We start from the raw sequence: 19,496 nt of genomic DNA, 5'->3' as shown, positions 1-19,496 counted from the left end.
CATCCCCTCATTCCTTCTTGGCTAGGTAGATAGCGTAGGCACTCTCCAGAAATTCAAGTAAATCTTGGTCAAGGGGATAGAGCCCTAGCTTTTCAGATTCTTTTTCTGACTTTCTAATCTCCCAAAGTTTATCGAGAAAATCGTTCTGTTGACCATATTCTTGTATTCGTTTTTCTTCCATTTGTAAAATAATATGTTGGACGGTAGGAGAATGGGGTTCCTCTGACATAGAATCCTTTAATAATCCAATCAAGCTAATCCATTCAAGAGATGCTTCTTCATTACTTGACATATGGGGGAGTTGATCCCATTGCTTTAAATCTGTTTTAGAAAACGTAGATTCTCGAAACATTCTTTTGCTTTCTTTGTCTGTTGCTGCTAGGTGCATTAGCTTTTGCAAAACAACTGCGTTATCTTCTCTTTCCATTTCATATGAATTTATTAATTCTCTTAAGGAAAGCTCAATTGTTTTTAATTTTTCTTGTTCATTTATGACATAATTCAGCTGTTCTTTTAAACTAGTGGACCAGCTCCATGTGTTGGAGTAGAGCATTTGTTTAATTTCCTCTAGTGAAAAACCTGCTTTTTTAAGAAATTGAATTTGTAATAGCTTTTGTAGTTTTTCCTCGTTATATAAACGATGACCGCCCTCCGTCTTAGAAGCGGGGCTTAGCAGATTAATTTTATCGTAATAGCGTAATGTTCTTACGGTAGTACCAGTGAGTTCAGCGACCTTGTTGATATGAAGCAATTTATCCATCCTCCCCTTTGGTTAAGTATTGTATAACATAGCCTACTCCCAAGCCTATCAATACCCCTGGAAACGCAGCATCGAAAACTAAACCAACTCCTGCACCTATAATAACGCAACCGTAAAGGATGATATCCCCTTGTTTCATCAAATCTCCTCCAATTCTCCTTAATTATATAAAATGACGTTGCGTCAGTTTCAAGTGTTTTGAGTGAAAATTTAAATAGTTGTAAATGACCCAACGTCATCTTGTAAGGTGATTCTAAATAGATTGGAGGGTAATAGATGAAAAAGTTAGTATTAACAGGAATTATTATCTTAGTGCTTCTTATTTTGATTGCTTGTTTTAAAGAAGAGGGAACGGAGGACTACGAAAGTAGAGAACTGGACAATATAAGGAGTATTGAAATTGATTATGGAAGCACAGATATTACATTGGAATCAGTTGAAACAGATTTTATAGAAGTGATGCTATTGCTGAAAGACAATGGACCGGGTATCCGTTTGGAGGAGAAGGAAGAAAAGCTTATGATAAGTGTACGTAGTGATATTACTCGTCTATTAAAAATAAATAAAATGCCTAAGCTTCATGTAAAAATCCCTTCAGAATATAAAGGGGACATTATATTTAAAGGGTCTTCAGGAAAATTGAGAGGGGAGAACTTATCCTTATCCGCCGATCATTTAGAGGTGAATGGGAGCAGTGGAGGTGTTAATCTGGATTTTCAAGATTTTCAAAGCAATCTCTTTGTAAAAGCGACAAGCGGTAATATAGACATTAAGTTGGACGATGCCAATCCTGATGTAGCTTGGTTTCTTCAATCTAATAGTGGTAATAGGAACACAAGCAAAATGTTTGTTGTGAAAGAAAAAGAGAAACAAGAAACAAAAGGAGTATTAGGAAGTGGAAAATATCTTATAGAATTGAAAACTTCCTCAGGAAATATACGGCTAGAGTAAAAAAGGATAGTGTAATTGCCATAAAAAACTACCGCCTTAAGTTGGTGGTAGTTTAAACATCTGTAATTTTAAAATAATCTATTTCGAGGGGGTTTACAGGTAAAGTTGCTTTGGAAGCGCATATAATTGTGCATTAAACGGGCATGCCTCCCCGATTCGGTATGACGATTAACAAGTGGGCGGAGTCTTTCTATAAATTCGCGATCACATTCACATTGACTTCGCCCACTTTCGTAGCAAAAGTCGTGCATCATACATGTAGCATCTACTTCGTTTACTGGTGCTCCAGGTCCGCTGCACCCAGGGCCACACCAATTATAGCCAGGAACGCAAAAGCCGCGTTTTCTTTTTCTTCTTTGTCGCAAACTAACACCCCCTTCCCTTTATTAGTTAAGGTATTCTCATTTTTATATACGAACAAATACAAGCACCTAGCTGTCCAAAGTTTATTTATGTTCTAAGAAAAGCGCACGCACCTATGTCTGCCCCGACAAGCAAATGGAGGAAAGCGAGGAGGCAGCTCTTCAGCCGCCGGAGCTTTTCTTCATTTGACCTCGAGGGGCAAGGTGTGGGAGCTAGACAAATAGAAAAGCGCACGCACCTATGTCTGCCCCGACAAGCAAATGGAGGAAAGTGAGGAGGCAGCTCTCCAGCCACCTGAGCTTTTTTCCATTTGACCTCGAGGGAGACATTAAATATTTTCAATAAGTTATTGCGATGTTATCTGTTTAAAAAAAGCAGCCCTAAGAAAGGCTGCTGTATCGATTAATAGTATTAAGTTAAATATGGAAGTTTTTTAAATAACGAATATTGAATAATTGCGTCTGCTTCAGTTTTAGTTACTGTATTTGAAAAGCCGTTATGGTGTCCATTCTTGAAAATTAATGATATGCCGTTATACAAGTCATCTAAAGTCATGAGAAATATAGTATTCTCATTTCTTTTGTCTATTAGTTTCAGTGTTTCTCCAGTGAGTAAAAGACGGGCTGCCCATTCATCTTGATATACCCCAGCAGGCTTTTCCACCCACTGTGCCTGTTCCTCTTTATGTATAACCCATTGGCCCCCTTCTAGCACAGCATTCATTATATTTTCGATATACTCCTCAGTGATTGAAACAGTTACTTCTAATTCCTTCACTTGCTCTGAAAATATTTGATCCATTGTCTTTCCCCCTTATCATAAAATCCCTTCCCATTTAATTTACTATTAATTCATAGAAACTTTAATAATCCAAATAATGGAAAATGGGATATTTAATTAGAGTAAGAGAGAAGTTTATAGCATTTGCTTGGTTTTAAGCTATTAATATTTTAATTAAGATAATAATTATTTCTTTCGAAAAGATTTCAATTCAAACTTTTTTCCTACAGTTGAACTTATTATTTTTCCCTATCTAGAAGAAACTACTAAGAATCGAACCGGCTTGTCCGTGAGGTTGTACCAATAATGTAATAGATTTGCGTCAAACATCGTGGAGCCCTGTTCCTTCAATTCTTCTTCCTTGCCATCTACTACTACAGTTAATGTTCCTTCCACAACAAAAAGAAACTCGTGACCACTATGTGAAAAGGCCTTTCCTTTGTCTTCCCCTGGTTGAAGAGTCACTAATATAGGGGTGTATGAAGCATCCTGTAAACCATTAGATAAATCCTTGTAATAAAACTGCTGTCTTATTTCAGCTAATTGATCGTTGGATGAGACATCTGAAAAGAAAACGGTTGGATTGACTTTTAGCGCATCTGCTATTTTTTTTAGGGATTCTAAAGTTACACTAGATTTTCCTCTTTCCACTTGAGAGAGGAAGCTAATCGAAACCTCTGTTAGTTCTGCGAGTTCTTTTAAGGTGAGCTTACGTTCTTTTCTTAAATCTTTTAAAATGGTTCCTATTGAATTAGAAGACATATGTATCTCTCCTTTTTTTCTCTATTAACCATCATACCTATTAAATGGAAATGCCTCAACGGTAGCTATATTAAATTTTTATTGACAGAAAATTTAAAACTATTAAAATGAAACTGAGGGAGAAATTAAAGTATCACTTCAATTTTAGAAAGGGAGATGTAAATGGATCCAAAACAAATGAGAAAGGTCTGGATTGCTAGCTTAGTAGGAAGTTCAATTGAATGGTTTGATTACTTTCTATATGGGACAGTGGCTGCCCTTGTTTTTAATCAGCTATTTTTCGTAACAGAGGAACCAACTGTAGGGTTATTGCTCTCATATGCATCATTTGCTTTAGCATTTTTTATCCGTCCATTCGGGGGAATCATATTCAGTCATATTGGTGATCGGATTGGTAGAAAGAAAACCTTAGTTATTACACTGAGTTTAATGGGAGTTGCAACGTTTGGTATGGGATTATTACCAACGTATCAGGCAATCGGAGTATGGGCTCCAATTCTTTTAATTACGCTACGATTAATCCAAGGTTTAGGTATTGGAGGAGAGTGGGGTGGTGCACTTCTACTAGCAGTTGAATATGCACCAAAAGAAAAACGTGGTTTATACGGAGCAATCCCACAAATGGGAGTAACAATCGGTATGGTAATGGGTACAGTTGCATTATCTATTATGACTCTACTTCCAGAAGGTTCCTTTATGACTTGGGGTTGGCGAGTTCCGTTTATCATGAGCGCTTTGTTAGTTATTTTTGGATTATGGATTCGTAAAGGAATTGAAGAAACACCTTCGTTTAAAAGGGTACAAAAGTCTGGAGAGATTCCAAAACTACCGATTGCAGATACGCTAAAATATCATTGGAAAGAGGTTATTATAGCTGTAGGAGCCAAGGTAGTTGAAACAGCACCATTCTATATTTTTGGAACTTTTGTTGTTTCTTATGCTACTGCTGAACTTGGCTTCTCTCGAACTGCGGTATTAAATACTGTAATGGTTGCCACAATAATCACCACTATCCTTATACCGATAATGGGAAGTCTCTCAGATAAAATTGGTCGTAAGAAGATTTATGTAGCAGGAACAATTGGGATGATTGTGTTTGCTTTCCCTTATTTCTGGATGCTTCAGCAGCAATCGCTTGTGTTATTGGTTGTGGCTACAGTAGTTGGACTTGGAATCATCTGGGCGCCAATTACTGCGGTGCTCGGGACGATGTTCTCGGAAATCTTTGATGCAAAAGTACGTTACACGGGAATCACATTAGGTTATCAAATTGGGGCGGCTTTAGCAGGGGGTACAGCACCGTTAGTAGCGACAAGTCTCATGCTTCAATTTGACGGTTCCTATGTCCCAGTAGCATTCTATATTATCTTCACGGCTGTTATTTCTTTATTAGCAATTTGGGCAGTTAAGGATAGAAGCCAGCAGAATTTAGATGATGTGACGGCAATACAAGCTGATACACCAGTAACAAAGACAGCTAAAAAAGAATTAAGTAAAGTGTAATTCGCATGAACATAAAGCTCGTCTTACGCTAAGGTGGCAAGACGAGTTTTTATTTTGAAGGAGGTCCTTACAATGTTAGTGATAAATGAAAAAGAAATAATGCATACATATAAAATGCAAGATGCGATAAGGGATGTCAAAGATGTCCTAAAAGCAAAGGCAGCAAATAAAATAGCAAATCCACATAGAACAGTAATTGAATTTCCACAACACGAAGCTTCAGCTTTATATATGCCAAGCGCCGATTTAGTTGGGGAGGTTACAGCAGTGAAGATAGTCACTATCTTCCCGAATAATCCATTACAAGGAAAGCCCACTACACAGGGGGTTGTTTTACTTTCAGATGCAAAAAATGGAGAACACTTGGCAATGCTAAACGCCTCCTATTTAACAAGGCTAAGAACTGGAGCACTTAGTGGTATTGCCACAGATTACCTCTCTAAAAAGGATTCAAAGGTATTAACAGTAATTGGGACAGGAGCAATGGCCTTTGAACAAGTGCTTGCAGTACTTGCTGTTCGTAGCATCGAGCGTATTATTCTCGTCAATAGAACTTCCTCAAAAGCAGAAAGGTTTGGTCAAAAGCTAGCAGACTTTGGAGTCAACATTCCATATGAGGTGTTTGTGGATGTATCTGCTGCAGTTAGTCAGGCAGACATTGTCTGTTGTGCAACGAGATCTAATGAGCCGGTTTTCAATGGGAATGATTTAAAGCCAGGTACTCATATAAATGGAGTTGGCTCGTATTTACCTCATATGCTTGAGATGGATGTAGCGACCATAACCAAGTCATCCAAAATAGTAGTAGATGATATTGCTGGCGTTAAGGATGAAGCAGGGGAACTTATGTATGCAGATAAGATTGGTAAATGGTCATTCGAAGAAGTTCATGGAGAAATTGGTAAGCTTGTGACGGGGGAATTGAATGGCCGAGAGCAGGAACAGGAAATAACTTTATTCAAATCAGTTGGTGCAGCATATTATGACTTAGCTGTGGCAAAAGGTGTCTATGTAAAAGCGAAGGCGCAGAAAATCGGAACGGAAATAGATGTATGAAAAGGAGTCCGAGTAGCAAAATATGCTATTCGGACTTTTTGAATTGACTTCTATTTTTTTACATGATAAAATTATCTCGAATTAAAGATATATTAATTAAAGATAAAAAACTGGAGGAGTATAATATGAATCACTTAAAAGGTATGCACCATGTAACAGCTATTACAAGTAGTGCAGAAGAAAATTATAAATTTTTTACGAATGTATTAGGGATGCGACTTGTTAAGAAAACAGTTAACCAGGACGACATTCAAACGTATCATTTGTTCTTTGCAGATGATGTAGGAGGAGCGGGAACAGATATGACATTCTTTGACTTCCCGGGGATTTCAAAAGGTTCCCACGGAACGAATGAGATTTATAAAACAGCCTTTCGCGTTCCAACTGATGCGTCCCTTGATTATTGGGTGAAGCGCTTTGATCGTCTAAACGTTAAGCATACTGGTATTCAAGAGCAGTTCGGAGTAAAGGTACTATCGTTTGTAGACTTTGACGACCAACAATACCAATTAATTTCCGACGAGTATAATAAAGGCGTAGAATCAGGAACTCCTTGGCAAAAGGGACCAATTCCATTAGAGCATGCCATCACTGGGCTAGGTCCAATTCATATTCGTATTGCTCAATTTGACTATATGAAGGAAGTTTTGGAGAAAGTGTTACTATTTAAGGAGATTGCTCAAGAGGGAGATATTCACTTGTTTGAGGTCGGAGAGGGTGGAAATGGAGCACAGGTCATTGTTGAGAAAAATGTTGTTCTCCCTCCAGGTCGTCAAGGCTTTGGAACAGTGCACCATGCCGCATTCCGCGTGGAAGACAGAGCAGTATTAGATGAGTGGACAGAGCGTATGGAAAGCTTTGGATTCCAGACTTCTGGTTTTGTAGATCGCTTTTTCTTCCAGTCTTTATATGCTAGAGTGGCAAATGGCATTTTATTTGAGTTTGCTACTGATGGACCTGGCTTTATGGGTGACGAACCTTACGAAACCTTAGGAGAAAAACTTTCACTGCCACCATTCTTAGAGGCGAAACGTGCTCAGATTGAAAGCATGGTAAGACCTATAGATACAGTAAGAAGTACCATTGAGTTTGTGAAGGAATAATGTAAAAAGTCCATTTCCTATTGGAAGTGGACTTTTTTAAACTAGAATATATATCGAGTGGAAGACATTACTCTACAAATTGGTAATGTCTTTTGTTTTGCCAATGAAATTGTTGAACGATCATAAATTTTTCTATCCGGTCATAAAACTATTTTCATTGCAAATTACTTAATTTATTTGCCGATTTCCTAGTTATTTAGTTTTAAGATAGATGGTTCGTCAACCAACGTGGAAGTGTTGAATAAAAACAAAACATCTTTAATATCATTATCAGACATATACTCATCAATGCTGCCATTATAGTATCGAATGTCTATCACATGAATTTCTGGAACGTGTCTTGTAAGAAAAGGAATTACGTTATGCGCATAAGAGTCCTTAATGACTAGTAGCTTTTCTTGTTCAATCTGTTGCAAGTCAAGGTCGGTTGTAAGCGTCATTAGAGCATGAACACCGCCAAGAAAATAGGAGTACTGATCCTTCTTGGCAAGAAAGCTGTTATCGTACATACTCGTCATCGTTTGATTTGTATCTGCGATATACGTGTTTGTAGACGTGGAATCACGAGGAATATAGACTTGGATATCATCTGGAGATAAACCAACAAACTGCCCTCTTGTATGATAGCTTCCTAAAAATGAATTACTTACAGTTTGGATTAGGAAATCTTTTTTCGAAAGGAAATCCCACTTTTTCTGCTCTGCATATGCAACATATGCCAAATAAGCTCCATATGTCGTCCAATGATGATCCGTACGATAATAAATCGATTCCGAAGCATGCGGGCCTAGGAAATCAAAGCCATTCATAAAGGTTAAGCCTTTCCACATATGCTCGCCGATAAATTTATTTACCTTCTGTTGAGAATACGACGGTGCCAACCACGGTAAACGATCAGGATAAAGACCAATCGATGTTGGCGCTAGCATGAAAGTCATGTCTATTGTCGGATGATTCGTGGCAAATTTATTCACCGAATCTATATATTGCTGAATCTTTGTATAATCAGGCTCTAAAAATTTTTCAAATAAATAGCCATCTTTCCCTTGATAGATTCCGTTATTTTCTTGCTGCAGCCTAGATTGTTCTGCAGCTGATTTTATGAATAACCATTTATCTCGAAATGGAAAGTGGTCTGTTACGAAACTCTCAGTCTCTTCTGCATATTGCTTAGATAATAAATTATCCCATGTAAGAAGCGGTGTAGCTTGTAAATATCTGTTCTCTAAATTCGAGAAACGTTCTTTAGGTAAAATAAAAAAGAAGAAAGCAAATAGAAACAGCGTTCCTACAAACCCCAAGACCAATAATTTCTCTGCATTCTTCTCCATGATTTCTACCTCCCTAAAAACGAAAATATAAGAATGGGTTAAAAGTTGCATCTACTAAATAGGAAACGGAAAGAAAAAATAGAAATCCGTACCAAACGAGATGTAAAAACGATAATTCATTCTTTCTTGGCCATTGCTTCTTAGGTAAAGAGGCAATAATCAATATCAAAAGCAAAATTATATTTGTATAAAAAAAGTACAACGTGTCATTATTCCATAGCGCCTGGTGATTTAATCCCGCCATGGCACTCAAGTAACTAAGTATTAAAGAAGGCTGATCAAAAGCAAATAATACCCACCCTATGAGAATAAGAACTAGTGCGTACACATGTCTCGTCCAACGAGGTAAGCGGAAAAGAAGTGTTAATCCCCACCATTTCTCCATAAGGAGAATGACACCGAAATACAAACCCCATGCGATAAAATTCCAGCTAGCTCCATGCCAAAATCCTGTAAGCAGCCAAACGATGAGTATATTACGCATTTGAATGACTAAACCTCGACGATTGCCTCCAAGAGGAATGTAGACATATTCTCGAAACCAGCTACCCAAAGAGATATGCCATCTTCTCCAGAAGTCAGTTATACTTTGAGCAATATACGGCTTGTTGAAATTCTCGTTAAATCGAAAGCCAAACATAAGGCCAAGACCAATAGCCATGTCGGAATAACCGCTAAAATCAAAATATATTTGAAAGGCAAATGCAATAATACCAAGCCAAGCAGTTAATACAGTCAGTGAATCTGGATTGGTATTTGAAATGGTGTCCCAAAGCAATCCAATATTGTTAGCAAGTAACACCTTTTTTGCAAGCCCAATAGTGAATCGCCGAACGCCCTCCGCAAACATTTTGATATTCTCCGTTCGCTTATGGAGCTGTTCAGCAATCGTGCTATATTTCACGATTGGACCCGCAACTAATTGAGGAAATAAGGCAACGAACGTTCCAAAGTCAATCCAGTTTCGTTGTGCTTTAGCTGTCCCTCTATATACGTCTATGATGTAGGACATCGATTGGAACGTATAAAAGGAAATCCCTATGGGCAGAGGAAGATCCGTTAAAGGAATACTTGTACCAAGTAACGTATTTACATTCTGGATAAGAAAATCAGCATATTTAAAATAAGATAACAGCGCCAGGTTGACTATAATAGAGCATGCGACAATCCATTTACGTTTCAAAGAAGTCAAATTAGGTCTATCTAGTAACAACCCGAAGCTGTAATCCGTCAGAGTCGACACCAACATAATAACAATGTAAATCGGCTCTCCCCAAGCATAGAAGACAAGACTAGTTAAAAACAAAATCAGATTTCTAATCCGTCTTGGCGAACAATAGTAAAGTGCTAGAACGGCTGGCAGGAACAGGAATAAGAAAAGCAAGCTACTAAATACCATAGTGGCTTATTTTTGTTCAAAAAAGCTATCGTAGACTTTTAGAAGTTCGTCTGCATCTTCTGAGATGACTAATAATATATAGTTGCCTTTCGTAACAAGTTTATAGTTTTTGGCATTCTCATATTGGTCTGGAAGATACGTTTCGAATTGCTTTTGTACATTTTCTGCTCTTTGTTTTATTGCTGATTCTACGTCAGGTACATCTTTAGCATCTTTTACTTTCAAAATTGCAATTTCATTTGTTTTTACGTTCATCATTGGTATTCTAATCGAATATTCTTCGAGCTTCTCAGGATCTAGATTATATAAATCCTTTATTTGATCTGGTTCTAATTCCATTAGACTAGGTTGTTCAACTTTCTCCAACATTTTATCTGCCATTTCATTAGCTGATAGCTCCGGTTCTATTGTAGAGGACTGATCTTTTGAACAGCCCGCGATTAATAATCCTAATACGATTGTTAACATAAGAAAACTCATTATCTTTTTCATTGTTATGTAAACTCCCTTTTTTTATATTAATTTTGACGTCAATGCATTTAGACGTAAGGAGTTCATTTAAGTTACATAATTTTTTTAGTCAAGGTTAATTCATAGAGAAAGAAGGCAAAGAAAAAAGACCTAAGTCCAGTAAAATACTGAACTTAGGTCTTGGTAGTTGCTTTAACCTATTAGTTTAACTTTTGGGTCACTGTAAGGTTAAATTTATAGAAGTTCCTTAAATTTTAAACGCTTATTTAATGCAAGCATTAATGGAATACCTATTGCCATCACGACAAATTCGCCTAGAGCAACAGTATACCATGTGTATGAAAAGATAGAGGCCGGCCAGTCAAAATATAAATGAAGCTCAATGGCTATAATAAACATAGTGAAGGTAAATATAAGCGTATTTATAATCATCCGCCAAAGATCACTCTTAATAAATTTTCCTACAAATATACTAATAGAAAGTGTAAGAATGGAATGACCTACACCAAAGGTTAAATCGTAGAGACCCATTGGTGAGAATAGATTTGTGATAAATACACCGATCACAATTCCAAAGAAATACTTTTTGTTGAACACAATAAGGTGATTAAACATTTCGGATATCCGAAATTGAAAAGCACCAAATGCAAGAGGCGCCACTAGCAGAGATACAGCTACATATAAAGCTGCAATAATTCCACTTGTAGCCATCGTTTTAATCTTCATATTCATTTCTCCTTAGTTTTTTTACGTGGGAGGTTCTCGAACCACGTTATAATTTATCGAACAATCCATAATATTAGTCTAATAAAGGTAGGATGTCAAGAAGTCCCAATAGAATGATAGTTTGAAAAATAGTCTTATTTTTTTATTGTTATTCCATTTCATAACTTCTACTTTTTATAAAAAACACAAACAATAGAAGAGAGCATAATCATTTTTATATACTTTGAGTAAAGAATAAGTGATTTCCACTCTAGTCGGACACTTTCCGCGATGGCTTGTACCCCGTTTGTGGTGTCTTTTCTGCCTCACTCATCCCGCAGGAATCGACTTTCACTCCAATCAACAAAGTGACAAATGTTCGTTTCTAGTGGATCAGGAAACCTGTGTGAAGATAAATTAAATAAGCTAGGTTATACTATAATAATGACTTAATTGACATCCCTTGAATTGCCACATTCATTACGCACAATGTAAGGGTTAGTTTGGTTAACTATTATAAACTAAAATTTAATTGATTTAACATGAGATATATGTTAAAAAAGTAGAAGTATTTTATCCCGTAATGCATAATGAGAGGATTTGAATTTCAATATGAATGATAATTTTTGGCGTGATTTACCGCGACCATTTTTTGTACTAGCACCAATGGAAGATGTGACGGATGTTGTTTTTCGACATGTAGTAAGTAAAGCTGGTAGACCGGATGTGTTTTTTACAGAGTTTACAAACACGGAGAGCTATTGTCATCCAGAGGGACAGAAAAGTGTTCGTGGACGATTGATTTTTACAGAGGACGAACAGCCAATGGTTGCACATATATGGGGAGATAAGCCGGAACATTTCCGACAAATGAGTATTGGTATGGCCGAGCTAGGCTTTAAAGGCGTAGATATTAATATGGGCTGCCCAGTACCAAATGTGGCATCTAGAGGGAAGGGAAGTGGCCTTATCTTACGCCCGGATGTCGCTGCAGAAATTATACAAGCAGCAAAAGCGGGAGGTTTGCCGGTTAGTGTGAAGACAAGGATTGGTTACACGGAGGTAGAAGAGTGGCAGGATTGGCTAACACATATATTGAAACAAGACATAGCTAATCTTTCTATCCATCTGCGTACAAGAAAGGAAATGAGCCAAGTAGATGCGCATTGGGAGCTGATTCCAGAAATCAAAAAATTACGTGACCGAGTGGCACCAAATACGCTATTAACAATCAATGGAGACATTCCTGACCGACAAACTGGCCTTAAGCTCGTTGAACAATATGGGGTTGATGGGGTTATGATTGGGCGTGGTATTTTCAAAAATCCTTTTGCTTTCGAAAAAGAGCCGAAAGAACATAGTACTTCGGAATACCTTGATCTTCTAAGATTGCAACTGGATCTTCAAGACCAATATTCAGCAGAATTGCCACGTTCAATCACAGCTCTGCATCGCTTCTTCAAAATATATGTCAAAGGATTCCGAGGGGCAAGTGAATTAAGAAATCAATTGATGAGCACAAAGTCAACTGATGAAGTGCGAGCATTGCTCAATAACTTTGAATCAAACAATGCTGATTGTTGAAAAATGGTAGAATGATATAACTACAAATAAATAACAACATACTACGCTGTTAATGTATAGAAATGAATAAGATAGCGAAATCAACAGCATATATATGCATGCAGTTACACTCAACACGAAATGGTTACGTGAATTAGTTTAAAAAGAACGAATTTCCAAAGAGGAAATTCGTTCTTTTTTCTTTATGTTGTAACGTGATACACGGAATTTATCTTAAGTGAAACTTAGAATTTACTTTTGTGTTTACCCTAAATGAATAATAATCAGTTTTTTTAGAAAAAACAAACTTTAGTGGTCTGGGAGTCGTTTAATATAGAGAAAGGAGTTGCAGTCTGTTTGTCGATAAATGATTTAAGAGAGTTAATGCTTCAATATACAGAGCCATTAATACGCTTAGCTTATGGATACGTGAAGGATCTTCAAGCGGCAGAAGATATTGTACAAGAAATATTCATTAAGTTTTATCATCAACAGAATAATTATGAAGAACGCGGTGAAATGAAGGCTTATCTAACAAAAATGACTGTTAACAAAAGCAAGGATTATTTGAAGAGTTGGGCGTATAAAAAAATTCTGCTTCAAAATAAATTTTTTCCACAAGAAGGTAAAGAGAGCAAGGATGAACTAGTTAGAAAAGATGAGCAAGCAATAATTGGAGACGCCATCCTTAGTTTGCCTTTAAAACATCGGGAGGTTCTCATTCATTTTTATTTTAATGAATGGTCCATTTCAGAAATGGCGCATGTTTTATCTCTCCCAGAAAGTACAGTAAAAACTCGCCTAAGTCGTGGCAGAGAACTATTAAGAAGGCAACTGAAAGAAATTGAATGGGAGGTGTTTTTAAATGAATGACTTTATTCCTCCAAAAATAAAAAATTTAACGGAAAGTAAGAAACGTGTCATACAAAATGTAGAAAGTGCGATTGAAAACAATTCAAGTTCAGTAAAAAATAAATGGAGGTATGTAGTAATAGCCACTATTCTAACCATGTCATTGATGATTTTTGTATTAAACGAAGTACGGACTGAAAATGTTCCTTCTACAGCTGAACAACATATTGGGTTGTCAAAGCCCGCAATCTCCAATGAACAAGGTATGCTTTATCTACAGGGAATCACATTAGGTGATCCACAATCACAGGTTATTAAAATCTTTGGGGAAAATTATACTAAAGAACATGAGGACGGAAGTGGGTCTGATTACGTCATGGTTTACGAAGATAATATGAGATTCTATATTTATCAAAATAAAGTAGAAATGATCTTGTTTAAGAAAGTAGATAAAAATTATTTCTATAAGTTATTTAATAATTATGATGGTTTTAAAGTTGGTTCTTCTGATATAGATGACCATGATCGTTTTATATTTTCGAAAGAGACTAATCATATATTAAAAGCAACTACATCAGTTCCAAATAAAGACCTCTATTTATATCTAACATATGCAGCACCAGAAATTATGGAAAATCCAGATTTTATTGAAGCAGAACGTATATTACAGGATTCCTCGGAATATGTAGCTAAAAATGAAGAGGAACTATCTATTCTGGATTCTGAAGAGGCATATGAAATGTGTAAGAGATTGCTGACTGACTATTATAAAGCGGTATGGAACGGCTCGGATATTGAATTGGGTGCATTTATTGATAATGAAAACCTGAAACAGTATACGCAAAAGAAAATTCAATACCAATTTGACATGTATTCAACGAATAAACTTACTGAAGATTCGGTGAAGAGTGTTGATATTGGAACTCGGGGAGTGGATTGGGAAGTGGAGTATACTGATGACGCAGATGGGGGTTTTCTCTATTTAAAATTGCCTGCGGAAATTAAAAATACTGTAGGTAGTTATGGTGAGCCCACTGAATTTCTCGTACGCAATGTAAACGGCAAATTAGTCATTGTTGATTGGTATACGGATGCAAAAGATAGTTATGATTTCATGGTACGTGGAGAAAATCTAACAATTGATAACCCTAATATTTGGGATGATAGTGAATGGGTTAATAAATTAAATAGTAAACAGATTGAATTTTCGGGCTCAATTCGATAGTATTTACAGCTAACTTATCTATCAAAGTTTGTTAATAAAAGCCCAATATGAATCGTGCTATAAACTAATTTCACTTATTAAACAAAGATGCTTTAGTTAAACATGACCATTATTTTTCAATGGTCTATTTTTATAGTAATTGAATTTATATTGGAATGCGTATGGACATAATTTGATACAAGGAAGGAGAATGATAAAGGAACCAACTATAGAGTTTAAGAAGTAAATTTAGTAAGTAAGTAGATAAATAACTTGATTCTTTAAAATGTAATTTTCTATTTATAAGTTAATTCATAAAAGACACCTAATTGGATTTAGGTGTCTTTTTTTTATAATTCTACTTGTAGTAAAATTGAAGTTTAGCATTGTTAAATGTGGGCGAATGCACATACGGTCAATCCTAACATAGCATAACCTAAACCGAGATCAAAAGGAGGAAAAAAATAATGACACAATTTAATTACGATCGATATGATAATGACTATGAATACGGTTATGACAGTTATGGGAGACGCCGCAGAAGACGACGTCCACGTTATCAATATCCGTTTTTCCCTATATTCCCGTTCTTTCCAATTTATCCACCATACCCACCATACTATCGTTATCCATACTACAACCCACCATTCAACCGTCCTTATGGCTATTAATATATAAGATACCTACTCATTAAAATTAGGACCGAAAGAATTTTAAATAAAAATACTGACGGTCCCGTTTCGTTTATTATGTGTTTTTATAAAAGTTAAAAAGACATAAAATCCTTATTTACTTAAGTTTCATAAAGTTTTATCGCGAAAGAAATTCTGTACGATATGCTGGTCCTCCTGATAGGTTTTCAGCGTATAGCCTTCCTTCTGGAGCCATTCAATAATGGATGGAAGTGCCTTTGTCGTCTGGCTTCGATCATGTAGTAGTACTATAATGTCTTGATCTCCAGAATTATATGCCTTCTCCACTTCTGTTTGAACATTTGTTATTATTTCTTTAAATTCCTCATCCTTGTATCTCCAATCGTTAGAGTCTACATCCCAATCCCATAGTTTATAATGCTGTTGTTTCAATTTTTCTTTCATAGGAGTAGTTAGATGTGGCTTACTGCCATAAGGTACACGTATAAGCTTAGAGCTGTGTCCAGTCATCTGATCAATGAGACTTACACCGCTATTAATCTCATCAATAAATGCTTGAGCATTTTTATATACCTTTTCTTTATCGTGGGTCATACTATGTGTTCCAATATAGTGCCCATCGCTAGCAACCGCCTTCACAATTGCCTCATTGTCTTTCATATGCTTTCCTAAAAAAAAGAATGTTCCATTGACATTATATTTCTTTAATATACTGTTATGGGTAGTCGTGAATTTGTTAGGACCATCATCAAAGGTTAGGTAAACGTTAGCTTTAGAGCTTGGAGCAGGTGCTGGAGTTGGAGCAGTCACCTTTTTTCGTTCTAATAATCTATTTATATGTTTTTCTACCACCTTGTGGTCTGAAGCAGCAATACTCAACGTTGGAAACGTTAGAGCGCTTATTAGCAACGATACACAGAAGAGCAATAAAAGCTTTCTCATAAAAATCACCTATTTTCTTCGAATTTTCCATGACTGCATTATTTATATATACTCAGTAGAGAGTCTATTTAGAAGAAAAAAGTGTATTTAATATAAGGAAGTGTTTACATGGAAGATGAACTTTTGAAGATATTTGATGAGGATAAAAAATTCTTGGGAGTAGCAACACGAGAGGAAATACATAAGCTGGGGCATTGGCATGAGACATTTCACTGTTGGTTTATAGGGAGTGACCATGGTGAGAATTACATATATTTGCAACTTCGAAGTGATGCTAAAAAAGATTATCCCAGCCTATTGGATATTACAGCAGCCGGTCATATCCTATCCAATGAAACAGTGGAGGATGGCATACGGGAAGTGGAGGAGGAGCTAGGTATTAAAGTTCCTTTTCATCAACTCAATTCTATAGGAGTTATTGGTTACACCATCATTTCAGATAAGCTAATTGATAGGGAATTTGCTCATACTTTTGTTTATAGAAGTTTTCCATCTTTAGATGAGTTCAACCCTCAATTGGAGGAAGTAGCAGGAATTGTCCGGACAGAATTTCGTACTTTTGCAGACCTATGGAGGGGAAGAGAAGACGAAATAAAAGTTGAAGGAGTAAAATTTGATGATCAAGGTAATAGTAGTTCCTACATAAGAACTGTAGGAAAAGAAAGCTTTGTACCTCATCCTTCAGCTTATTTTGAAGCAATTATTAAGGGGATAGACGAATTGTTAGAGAGGGAGTAGTTTGGCTTTTTATAAATAAAAGGAGCCCATTGTTCAAATTAATGTTACAGTTAAATAGAAATTTTTAAAGATGAGAAGGAGAACAACATGATAGAAGTAAAAACATCTCCATTAAGTAATGGAGAATTCAATAGAGGGGTATTTGCTACGCGCGATATCAAAAAAGGAGAGCTTTTACATGAAGCACCTGTCATTGCCTATCCAAACGAACAGCATCAATACATTGAGCAAACTATAATAGGTGATTACGCTTTTGAGTATGGGATAGGTAAATCTGCCATTCTTTTAGGCTATGGAATGCTATTCAACCATTCGTATGAACCTAATGCTACATATGAGATTAATTTTAGAAATCACACATTTGACTTCTTTGCTTTTACGGATATTAAAGCCGGTGATGAGATTCTCATTAATTATAATGGTGATGTTGATGACAAAGATGAACTTTGGTTTAATAAGGAATCTTAAGAAATTCGTTAAAAATTAACTCAAATCAAAAATCAACCTTAATTAGTTCATAAAATGCCCATCCAACTCCATGTGAAGTTGGATGGGCATTTGTAATTAGAAACCAAACAGTTGAAGTATAATCCAGCTAGAAGCGTAAAATACCATAAATTGTACTCCAGCACCAATACCTAAAATACGATTTAATAGACCACCAACAGTAGCAACAGTTAATGTTAGTACAATTCCTAAGAGTTGTGCTTCATGATAAGCTAGTAGACATGCCAGCCCAATAAACATAGCAACAATCGCTTCTTGACTAACATATTTTAAAACTAATACAGATGCTTTACGCGCATAATTCATAGAAAATGGATAAGCGATTAAAGAAGCAACAGTAATTCCTATTAGACCAAAAATAAAAAATTCCCATGAAGTTAAATAGGTATGCAAGTTATTAATAGGCTCTACTGTAAACACTGGTGGTGCATTGAATAACGGAGAAGCTGGTCCTAATGCCACTGGACTTAATGGAATACCAAATGCTATTAAAGGAATAATAGCTTCTGCGATATAAGTAGATTCGGTTACCCCATTCATAACTGTCAGACTTGTAGTTGATTTTTTGTAGGCACCCTTCGTTCGAGATCCGACTATTTCTCCCATTAACGATGTCATTCCAACAGGGCTAAATACAAATGTTAATGACGATAAAAATGTGGTGATAGAAGTAAATATGGTCTGTCGTCCTGTAAGTATTTTAAATGGATTTGGAAAATAACCTTTCCAGGACTTTGTTTCTGGTGCTAAATGATATTCATTGGCTTTATCTCTTTGAAGACTTTTTCGAGCACTAGAAGATGCTGCTATTAAAATATCAGATAACATAGGGCCAATCGCAATCCCTAAGAAAAAAGTAATCGATAGATGCTTATCTAATATGGAAAAACTTAATGTATCTAAACTCTTGATAAAAAATGCAAAAGGTATGATTAATAAAACACTGGCCCATTTACCCTTTGAAAAATAGGCAATCAAGAAAGCGGCTATTGTAAAAATTAGGCCAGAAGAAGATTTAAAGAAGTCGGCAAATTGACCCAAAAATTGTCCAAGCAAAACAGCAGTAGGTAATGCGATAAAGGCACCGATGATACCGCCAGAAATCATTTTACGTAAAGCGATATGAGGCATACCCATACGTCTTAAAGTATTCGCATGATCTATTAACGGTACGGCTGTTGTATCACCTGGAATTCCCATTAAAGCAGTGGGAACTGCGTGTGTGAGATGTTTGGATAAAACTGCTGCCATAAAGAACGCAAACACACCCTCGGGAGGGGCACCTAAAAGAATTACAAGCAATGTAATAGGGACCATAATTGCCGTTTCATCAGTCCCAGATATTAAACCAATTACGGAAAATACAATTGCTCCAAGTAAGGCAAATAAAAGTGCAACTAAATAAATACTCATTTGTGATCCTCCCTGTGAGCATTGTTAAAATTAGAGAGAACTCCGAGCTCTTCCAATTCCTTTTTAGTAACAGGATCTTGTTCTATTAAACGCAATTCTTCTTCATAATCCAGTTGAAGGTCTTGAAAAACTTCTCTTAAATTTTCAGAAGATACCTCATCCTCCACAAGAATACGCTTAGGTCTAAATACGGCAGAATTAACGATTAATATTGTGACAGTACCTGCGATGCCTAACAAAAGAGAGTAAGAGTTGACCATTTGAGCTTCAGCAAATTTAGGGAAAATATATTGTCCTAATTTATATCCACCTAGACTAACAAAAACACTAAGAATAATAGAAAAAATGAGTTGTTTACCTGAGATGGTATCCCCTAATATCTCAACGAATTTCACATTTATGTGCTCATCTACTAAACTAGCCTTATTTTTATTGTCCAT

22 protein-coding genes and 1 riboswitch are annotated in these 19,496 nt (G+C 36.2%); of the genes, 10 read left to right on the top strand and 12 right to left on the bottom strand.

The window, feature by feature from the left end:
* Window positions 1-7: 7 nt before the first annotated feature.
* Window positions 8-751 carry a MerR family transcriptional regulator gene (locus ACQKNZ_RS18055; RefSeq protein WP_427661022.1) on the bottom strand — a complete coding sequence of 248 codons (744 nt, stop codon included), beginning with the start codon at window positions 749-751 and terminating at the stop codon, window positions 8-10.
* Window position 752: 1 nt separating this feature from the next.
* Window positions 753-899, bottom strand: coding sequence for a hypothetical protein (locus tag ACQKNZ_RS18050; RefSeq protein ID WP_186318264.1), 147 nt, complete (start codon window positions 897-899; stop codon window positions 753-755).
* Window positions 900-1,036: 137 nt separating this feature from the next.
* On the opposite strand from ACQKNZ_RS18050, the gene ACQKNZ_RS18045 reads away from it, so the two are divergent.
* Window positions 1,037-1,711, top strand: a complete 675-nt coding sequence (locus ACQKNZ_RS18045; protein ID WP_427661020.1) for a DUF4097 family beta strand repeat-containing protein — start codon at window positions 1,037-1,039, stop codon at window positions 1,709-1,711.
* A 68-nt stretch (window positions 1,712-1,779) separates the two neighbouring features.
* Here the strand turns inward: ACQKNZ_RS18045 and ACQKNZ_RS18040 are convergent, their stop codons facing one another.
* The 3 genes from ACQKNZ_RS18040 to ACQKNZ_RS18030 all read right to left on the bottom strand — a co-directional run bounded on the left by ACQKNZ_RS18040 (window position 1,780) and on the right by ACQKNZ_RS18030 (window position 3,616).
* A complete protein-coding gene (locus ACQKNZ_RS18040; protein ID WP_229654012.1) occupies window positions 1,780-2,076 on the bottom strand; it encodes a phospholipase in 297 nt (98 codons plus the stop codon).
* A 409-nt stretch (window positions 2,077-2,485) separates the two neighbouring features.
* Entirely contained in the window at window positions 2,486-2,875 is a 390-nt protein-coding gene (locus tag ACQKNZ_RS18035) for a hypothetical protein (protein ID WP_144541272.1), read from the bottom strand.
* 228 nt (window positions 2,876-3,103) lie between these two features.
* Window positions 3,104-3,616, bottom strand: coding sequence for a helix-turn-helix domain-containing protein (locus tag ACQKNZ_RS18030; protein ID WP_144541270.1), 513 nt, complete (start codon window positions 3,614-3,616; stop codon window positions 3,104-3,106).
* A gap of 162 nt (window positions 3,617-3,778) precedes the next feature.
* Here ACQKNZ_RS18030 and ACQKNZ_RS18025 point away from each other — a divergent pair, with 162 nt between their 5' ends.
* From ACQKNZ_RS18025 to ACQKNZ_RS18015, 3 genes are all read left to right on the top strand, one after another.
* The gene (locus ACQKNZ_RS18025; protein WP_154309993.1) at window positions 3,779-5,119 is read left to right on the top strand and encodes an MFS transporter; all 1,341 of its coding nucleotides are present in this window, start codon (window positions 3,779-3,781) and stop codon (window positions 5,117-5,119) included.
* A gap of 72 nt (window positions 5,120-5,191) precedes the next feature.
* Window positions 5,192-6,175, top strand: coding sequence for an ornithine cyclodeaminase family protein (locus ACQKNZ_RS18020; RefSeq protein ID WP_427661017.1), 984 nt, complete (start codon window positions 5,192-5,194; stop codon window positions 6,173-6,175).
* Window positions 6,176-6,300: 125 nt separating this feature from the next.
* Window positions 6,301-7,278: a ring-cleaving dioxygenase gene (locus ACQKNZ_RS18015; RefSeq protein WP_144541264.1), complete on the top strand. Its 978-nt coding sequence runs from the start codon at window positions 6,301-6,303 to the stop codon at window positions 7,276-7,278.
* 188 nt (window positions 7,279-7,466) lie between these two features.
* Here ACQKNZ_RS18015 and ACQKNZ_RS18010 read toward each other — a convergent pair whose 3' ends face one another.
* The 4 genes from ACQKNZ_RS18010 to ACQKNZ_RS17995 form a co-directional block, all read right to left on the bottom strand.
* Window positions 7,467-8,609, bottom strand: a complete 1,143-nt coding sequence (locus ACQKNZ_RS18010; RefSeq protein WP_427661015.1) for a DHHW family protein — start codon at window positions 8,607-8,609, stop codon at window positions 7,467-7,469.
* A gap of 13 nt (window positions 8,610-8,622) precedes the next feature.
* The gene (locus ACQKNZ_RS18005) at window positions 8,623-10,008 is read right to left on the bottom strand and encodes an MBOAT family O-acyltransferase (RefSeq protein ID WP_427661013.1); all 1,386 of its coding nucleotides are present in this window, start codon (window positions 10,006-10,008) and stop codon (window positions 8,623-8,625) included.
* A 6-nt stretch (window positions 10,009-10,014) separates the two neighbouring features.
* Window positions 10,015-10,500 (bottom strand): DUF4358 domain-containing protein, encoded by a 486-nt coding sequence (locus tag ACQKNZ_RS18000; RefSeq protein ID WP_144541258.1) that lies wholly within the window; start codon window positions 10,498-10,500, stop codon window positions 10,015-10,017.
* Window positions 10,501-10,713: 213 nt separating this feature from the next.
* Window positions 10,714-11,205, bottom strand: a complete 492-nt coding sequence (locus tag ACQKNZ_RS17995; protein ID WP_427661011.1) for a QueT transporter family protein — start codon at window positions 11,203-11,205, stop codon at window positions 10,714-10,716.
* 6 nt (window positions 11,206-11,211) lie between these two features.
* Window positions 11,212-11,256: riboswitch (PreQ1 riboswitch) on the bottom strand.
* Between the two features lie 540 nt (window positions 11,257-11,796).
* Here ACQKNZ_RS17995 and ACQKNZ_RS17990 point away from each other — a divergent pair.
* The 4 genes from ACQKNZ_RS17990 (at window position 11,797) to ACQKNZ_RS17975 (ending at window position 15,481) form a co-directional block, all read left to right on the top strand.
* Window positions 11,797-12,768 (top strand): tRNA dihydrouridine synthase, encoded by a 972-nt coding sequence (locus ACQKNZ_RS17990; RefSeq protein ID WP_427661009.1) that lies wholly within the window; start codon window positions 11,797-11,799, stop codon window positions 12,766-12,768.
* Window positions 12,769-13,104: 336 nt separating this feature from the next.
* Window positions 13,105-13,620 (top strand): sigma-70 family RNA polymerase sigma factor, encoded by a 516-nt coding sequence (locus ACQKNZ_RS17985; protein WP_340863721.1) that lies wholly within the window; start codon window positions 13,105-13,107, stop codon window positions 13,618-13,620.
* Window positions 13,613-14,824: a hypothetical protein gene (locus ACQKNZ_RS17980; RefSeq protein WP_427661007.1), complete on the top strand. Its 1,212-nt coding sequence runs from the start codon at window positions 13,613-13,615 to the stop codon at window positions 14,822-14,824. Before ACQKNZ_RS17985 ends, ACQKNZ_RS17980 begins: the two co-directional genes overlap by 8 nt.
* Window positions 14,825-15,295: 471 nt before the next feature.
* On the top strand, window positions 15,296-15,481 hold the full coding sequence (locus tag ACQKNZ_RS17975) for a hypothetical protein (protein WP_427661005.1): 186 nt from the start codon (window positions 15,296-15,298) through the stop codon (window positions 15,479-15,481).
* 122 nt (window positions 15,482-15,603) lie between these two features.
* On the opposite strand, the gene ACQKNZ_RS17970 is transcribed toward ACQKNZ_RS17975, so the two are convergent.
* Window positions 15,604-16,398, bottom strand: a complete 795-nt coding sequence (locus ACQKNZ_RS17970; protein ID WP_144541248.1) for a polysaccharide deacetylase family protein — start codon at window positions 16,396-16,398, stop codon at window positions 15,604-15,606.
* 108 nt (window positions 16,399-16,506) lie between these two features.
* On the opposite strand from ACQKNZ_RS17970, the gene ACQKNZ_RS17965 reads away from it, so the two are divergent.
* Both ACQKNZ_RS17965 and ACQKNZ_RS17960 read left to right on the top strand, forming a co-directional pair.
* Window positions 16,507-17,136 (top strand): NUDIX hydrolase, encoded by a 630-nt coding sequence (locus ACQKNZ_RS17965; RefSeq protein ID WP_427661002.1) that lies wholly within the window; start codon window positions 16,507-16,509, stop codon window positions 17,134-17,136.
* Window positions 17,137-17,223: 87 nt separating this feature from the next.
* Window positions 17,224-17,604: an SET domain-containing protein gene (locus tag ACQKNZ_RS17960; protein ID WP_144541244.1), complete on the top strand. Its 381-nt coding sequence runs from the start codon at window positions 17,224-17,226 to the stop codon at window positions 17,602-17,604.
* Window positions 17,605-17,700: 96 nt separating this feature from the next.
* Here ACQKNZ_RS17960 and ACQKNZ_RS17955 read toward each other — a convergent pair whose 3' ends face one another.
* Both ACQKNZ_RS17955 and ACQKNZ_RS17950 read right to left on the bottom strand, forming a co-directional pair.
* Window positions 17,701-19,056, bottom strand: coding sequence for a tripartite tricarboxylate transporter permease (locus ACQKNZ_RS17955; RefSeq protein ID WP_144541242.1), 1,356 nt, complete (start codon window positions 19,054-19,056; stop codon window positions 17,701-17,703).
* A complete protein-coding gene (locus ACQKNZ_RS17950; protein ID WP_144541240.1) occupies window positions 19,053-19,496 on the bottom strand; it encodes a hypothetical protein in 444 nt (147 codons plus the stop codon). The genes ACQKNZ_RS17955 and ACQKNZ_RS17950 overlap by 4 nt, the downstream gene beginning before the upstream one ends.

The organism is Psychrobacillus sp. NPDC093200 (genome assembly GCF_050280345.1).
GTDB classification, from domain to species: domain Bacteria; phylum Bacillota; class Bacilli; order Bacillales_A; family Planococcaceae; genus Psychrobacillus; species Psychrobacillus faecigallinarum.
Note: the sequence above shows the minus strand (reverse complement) of the source record. Positions and strands in the feature narration are given on the sequence as shown.

What these genes read in the sequence shown, in the direction of transcription:
- ACQKNZ_RS18020 (WP_427661017.1), top strand. Translation starts at nt 5,192, where the DNA reads ATGTTAGTGATAAATGAAAAAGAAATAATGCATACATATAAAATGCAA.
- ACQKNZ_RS18015 (WP_144541264.1), top strand. Translation starts at nt 6,301, where the DNA reads ATGAATCACTTAAAAGGTATGCACCATGTAACAGCTATTACAAGTAGT.
- ACQKNZ_RS17990 (WP_427661009.1), top strand. Translation starts at nt 11,797, where the DNA reads ATGAATGATAATTTTTGGCGTGATTTACCGCGACCATTTTTTGTACTA.
- ACQKNZ_RS18050 (WP_186318264.1), bottom strand. Translation starts at nt 899, where the DNA reads ATGAAACAAGGGGATATCATCCTTTACGGTTGCGTTATTATAGGTGCA.
- ACQKNZ_RS18005 (WP_427661013.1), bottom strand. Translation starts at nt 10,008, where the DNA reads ATGGTATTTAGTAGCTTGCTTTTCTTATTCCTGTTCCTGCCAGCCGTT.
- ACQKNZ_RS17960 (WP_144541244.1), top strand. Translation starts at nt 17,224, where the DNA reads ATGATAGAAGTAAAAACATCTCCATTAAGTAATGGAGAATTCAATAGA.
- ACQKNZ_RS18035 (WP_144541272.1), bottom strand. Translation starts at nt 2,875, where the DNA reads ATGGATCAAATATTTTCAGAGCAAGTGAAGGAATTAGAAGTAACTGTT.
- ACQKNZ_RS18010 (WP_427661015.1), bottom strand. Translation starts at nt 8,609, where the DNA reads ATGGAGAAGAATGCAGAGAAATTATTGGTCTTGGGGTTTGTAGGAACG.
- ACQKNZ_RS17970 (WP_144541248.1), bottom strand. Translation starts at nt 16,398, where the DNA reads ATGAGAAAGCTTTTATTGCTCTTCTGTGTATCGTTGCTAATAAGCGCT.
- ACQKNZ_RS17955 (WP_144541242.1), bottom strand. Translation starts at nt 19,056, where the DNA reads ATGAGTATTTATTTAGTTGCACTTTTATTTGCCTTACTTGGAGCAATT.
- ACQKNZ_RS17980 (WP_427661007.1), top strand. Translation starts at nt 13,613, where the DNA reads ATGAATGACTTTATTCCTCCAAAAATAAAAAATTTAACGGAAAGTAAG.
- ACQKNZ_RS17950 (WP_144541240.1), bottom strand. Translation starts at nt 19,496, where the DNA reads ATGGACAATAAAAATAAGGCTAGTTTAGTAGATGAGCACATAAATGTG.
- ACQKNZ_RS17965 (WP_427661002.1), top strand. Translation starts at nt 16,507, where the DNA reads ATGGAAGATGAACTTTTGAAGATATTTGATGAGGATAAAAAATTCTTG.
- ACQKNZ_RS18000 (WP_144541258.1), bottom strand. Translation starts at nt 10,500, where the DNA reads ATGAAAAAGATAATGAGTTTTCTTATGTTAACAATCGTATTAGGATTA.
- ACQKNZ_RS18045 (WP_427661020.1), top strand. Translation starts at nt 1,037, where the DNA reads ATGAAAAAGTTAGTATTAACAGGAATTATTATCTTAGTGCTTCTTATT.
- ACQKNZ_RS18025 (WP_154309993.1), top strand. Translation starts at nt 3,779, where the DNA reads ATGGATCCAAAACAAATGAGAAAGGTCTGGATTGCTAGCTTAGTAGGA.
- ACQKNZ_RS17975 (WP_427661005.1), top strand. Translation starts at nt 15,296, where the DNA reads ATGATAATGACTATGAATACGGTTATGACAGTTATGGGAGACGCCGCA.
- ACQKNZ_RS17995 (WP_427661011.1), bottom strand. Translation starts at nt 11,205, where the DNA reads ATGAAGATTAAAACGATGGCTACAAGTGGAATTATTGCAGCTTTATAT.
- ACQKNZ_RS18030 (WP_144541270.1), bottom strand. Translation starts at nt 3,616, where the DNA reads ATGTCTTCTAATTCAATAGGAACCATTTTAAAAGATTTAAGAAAAGAA.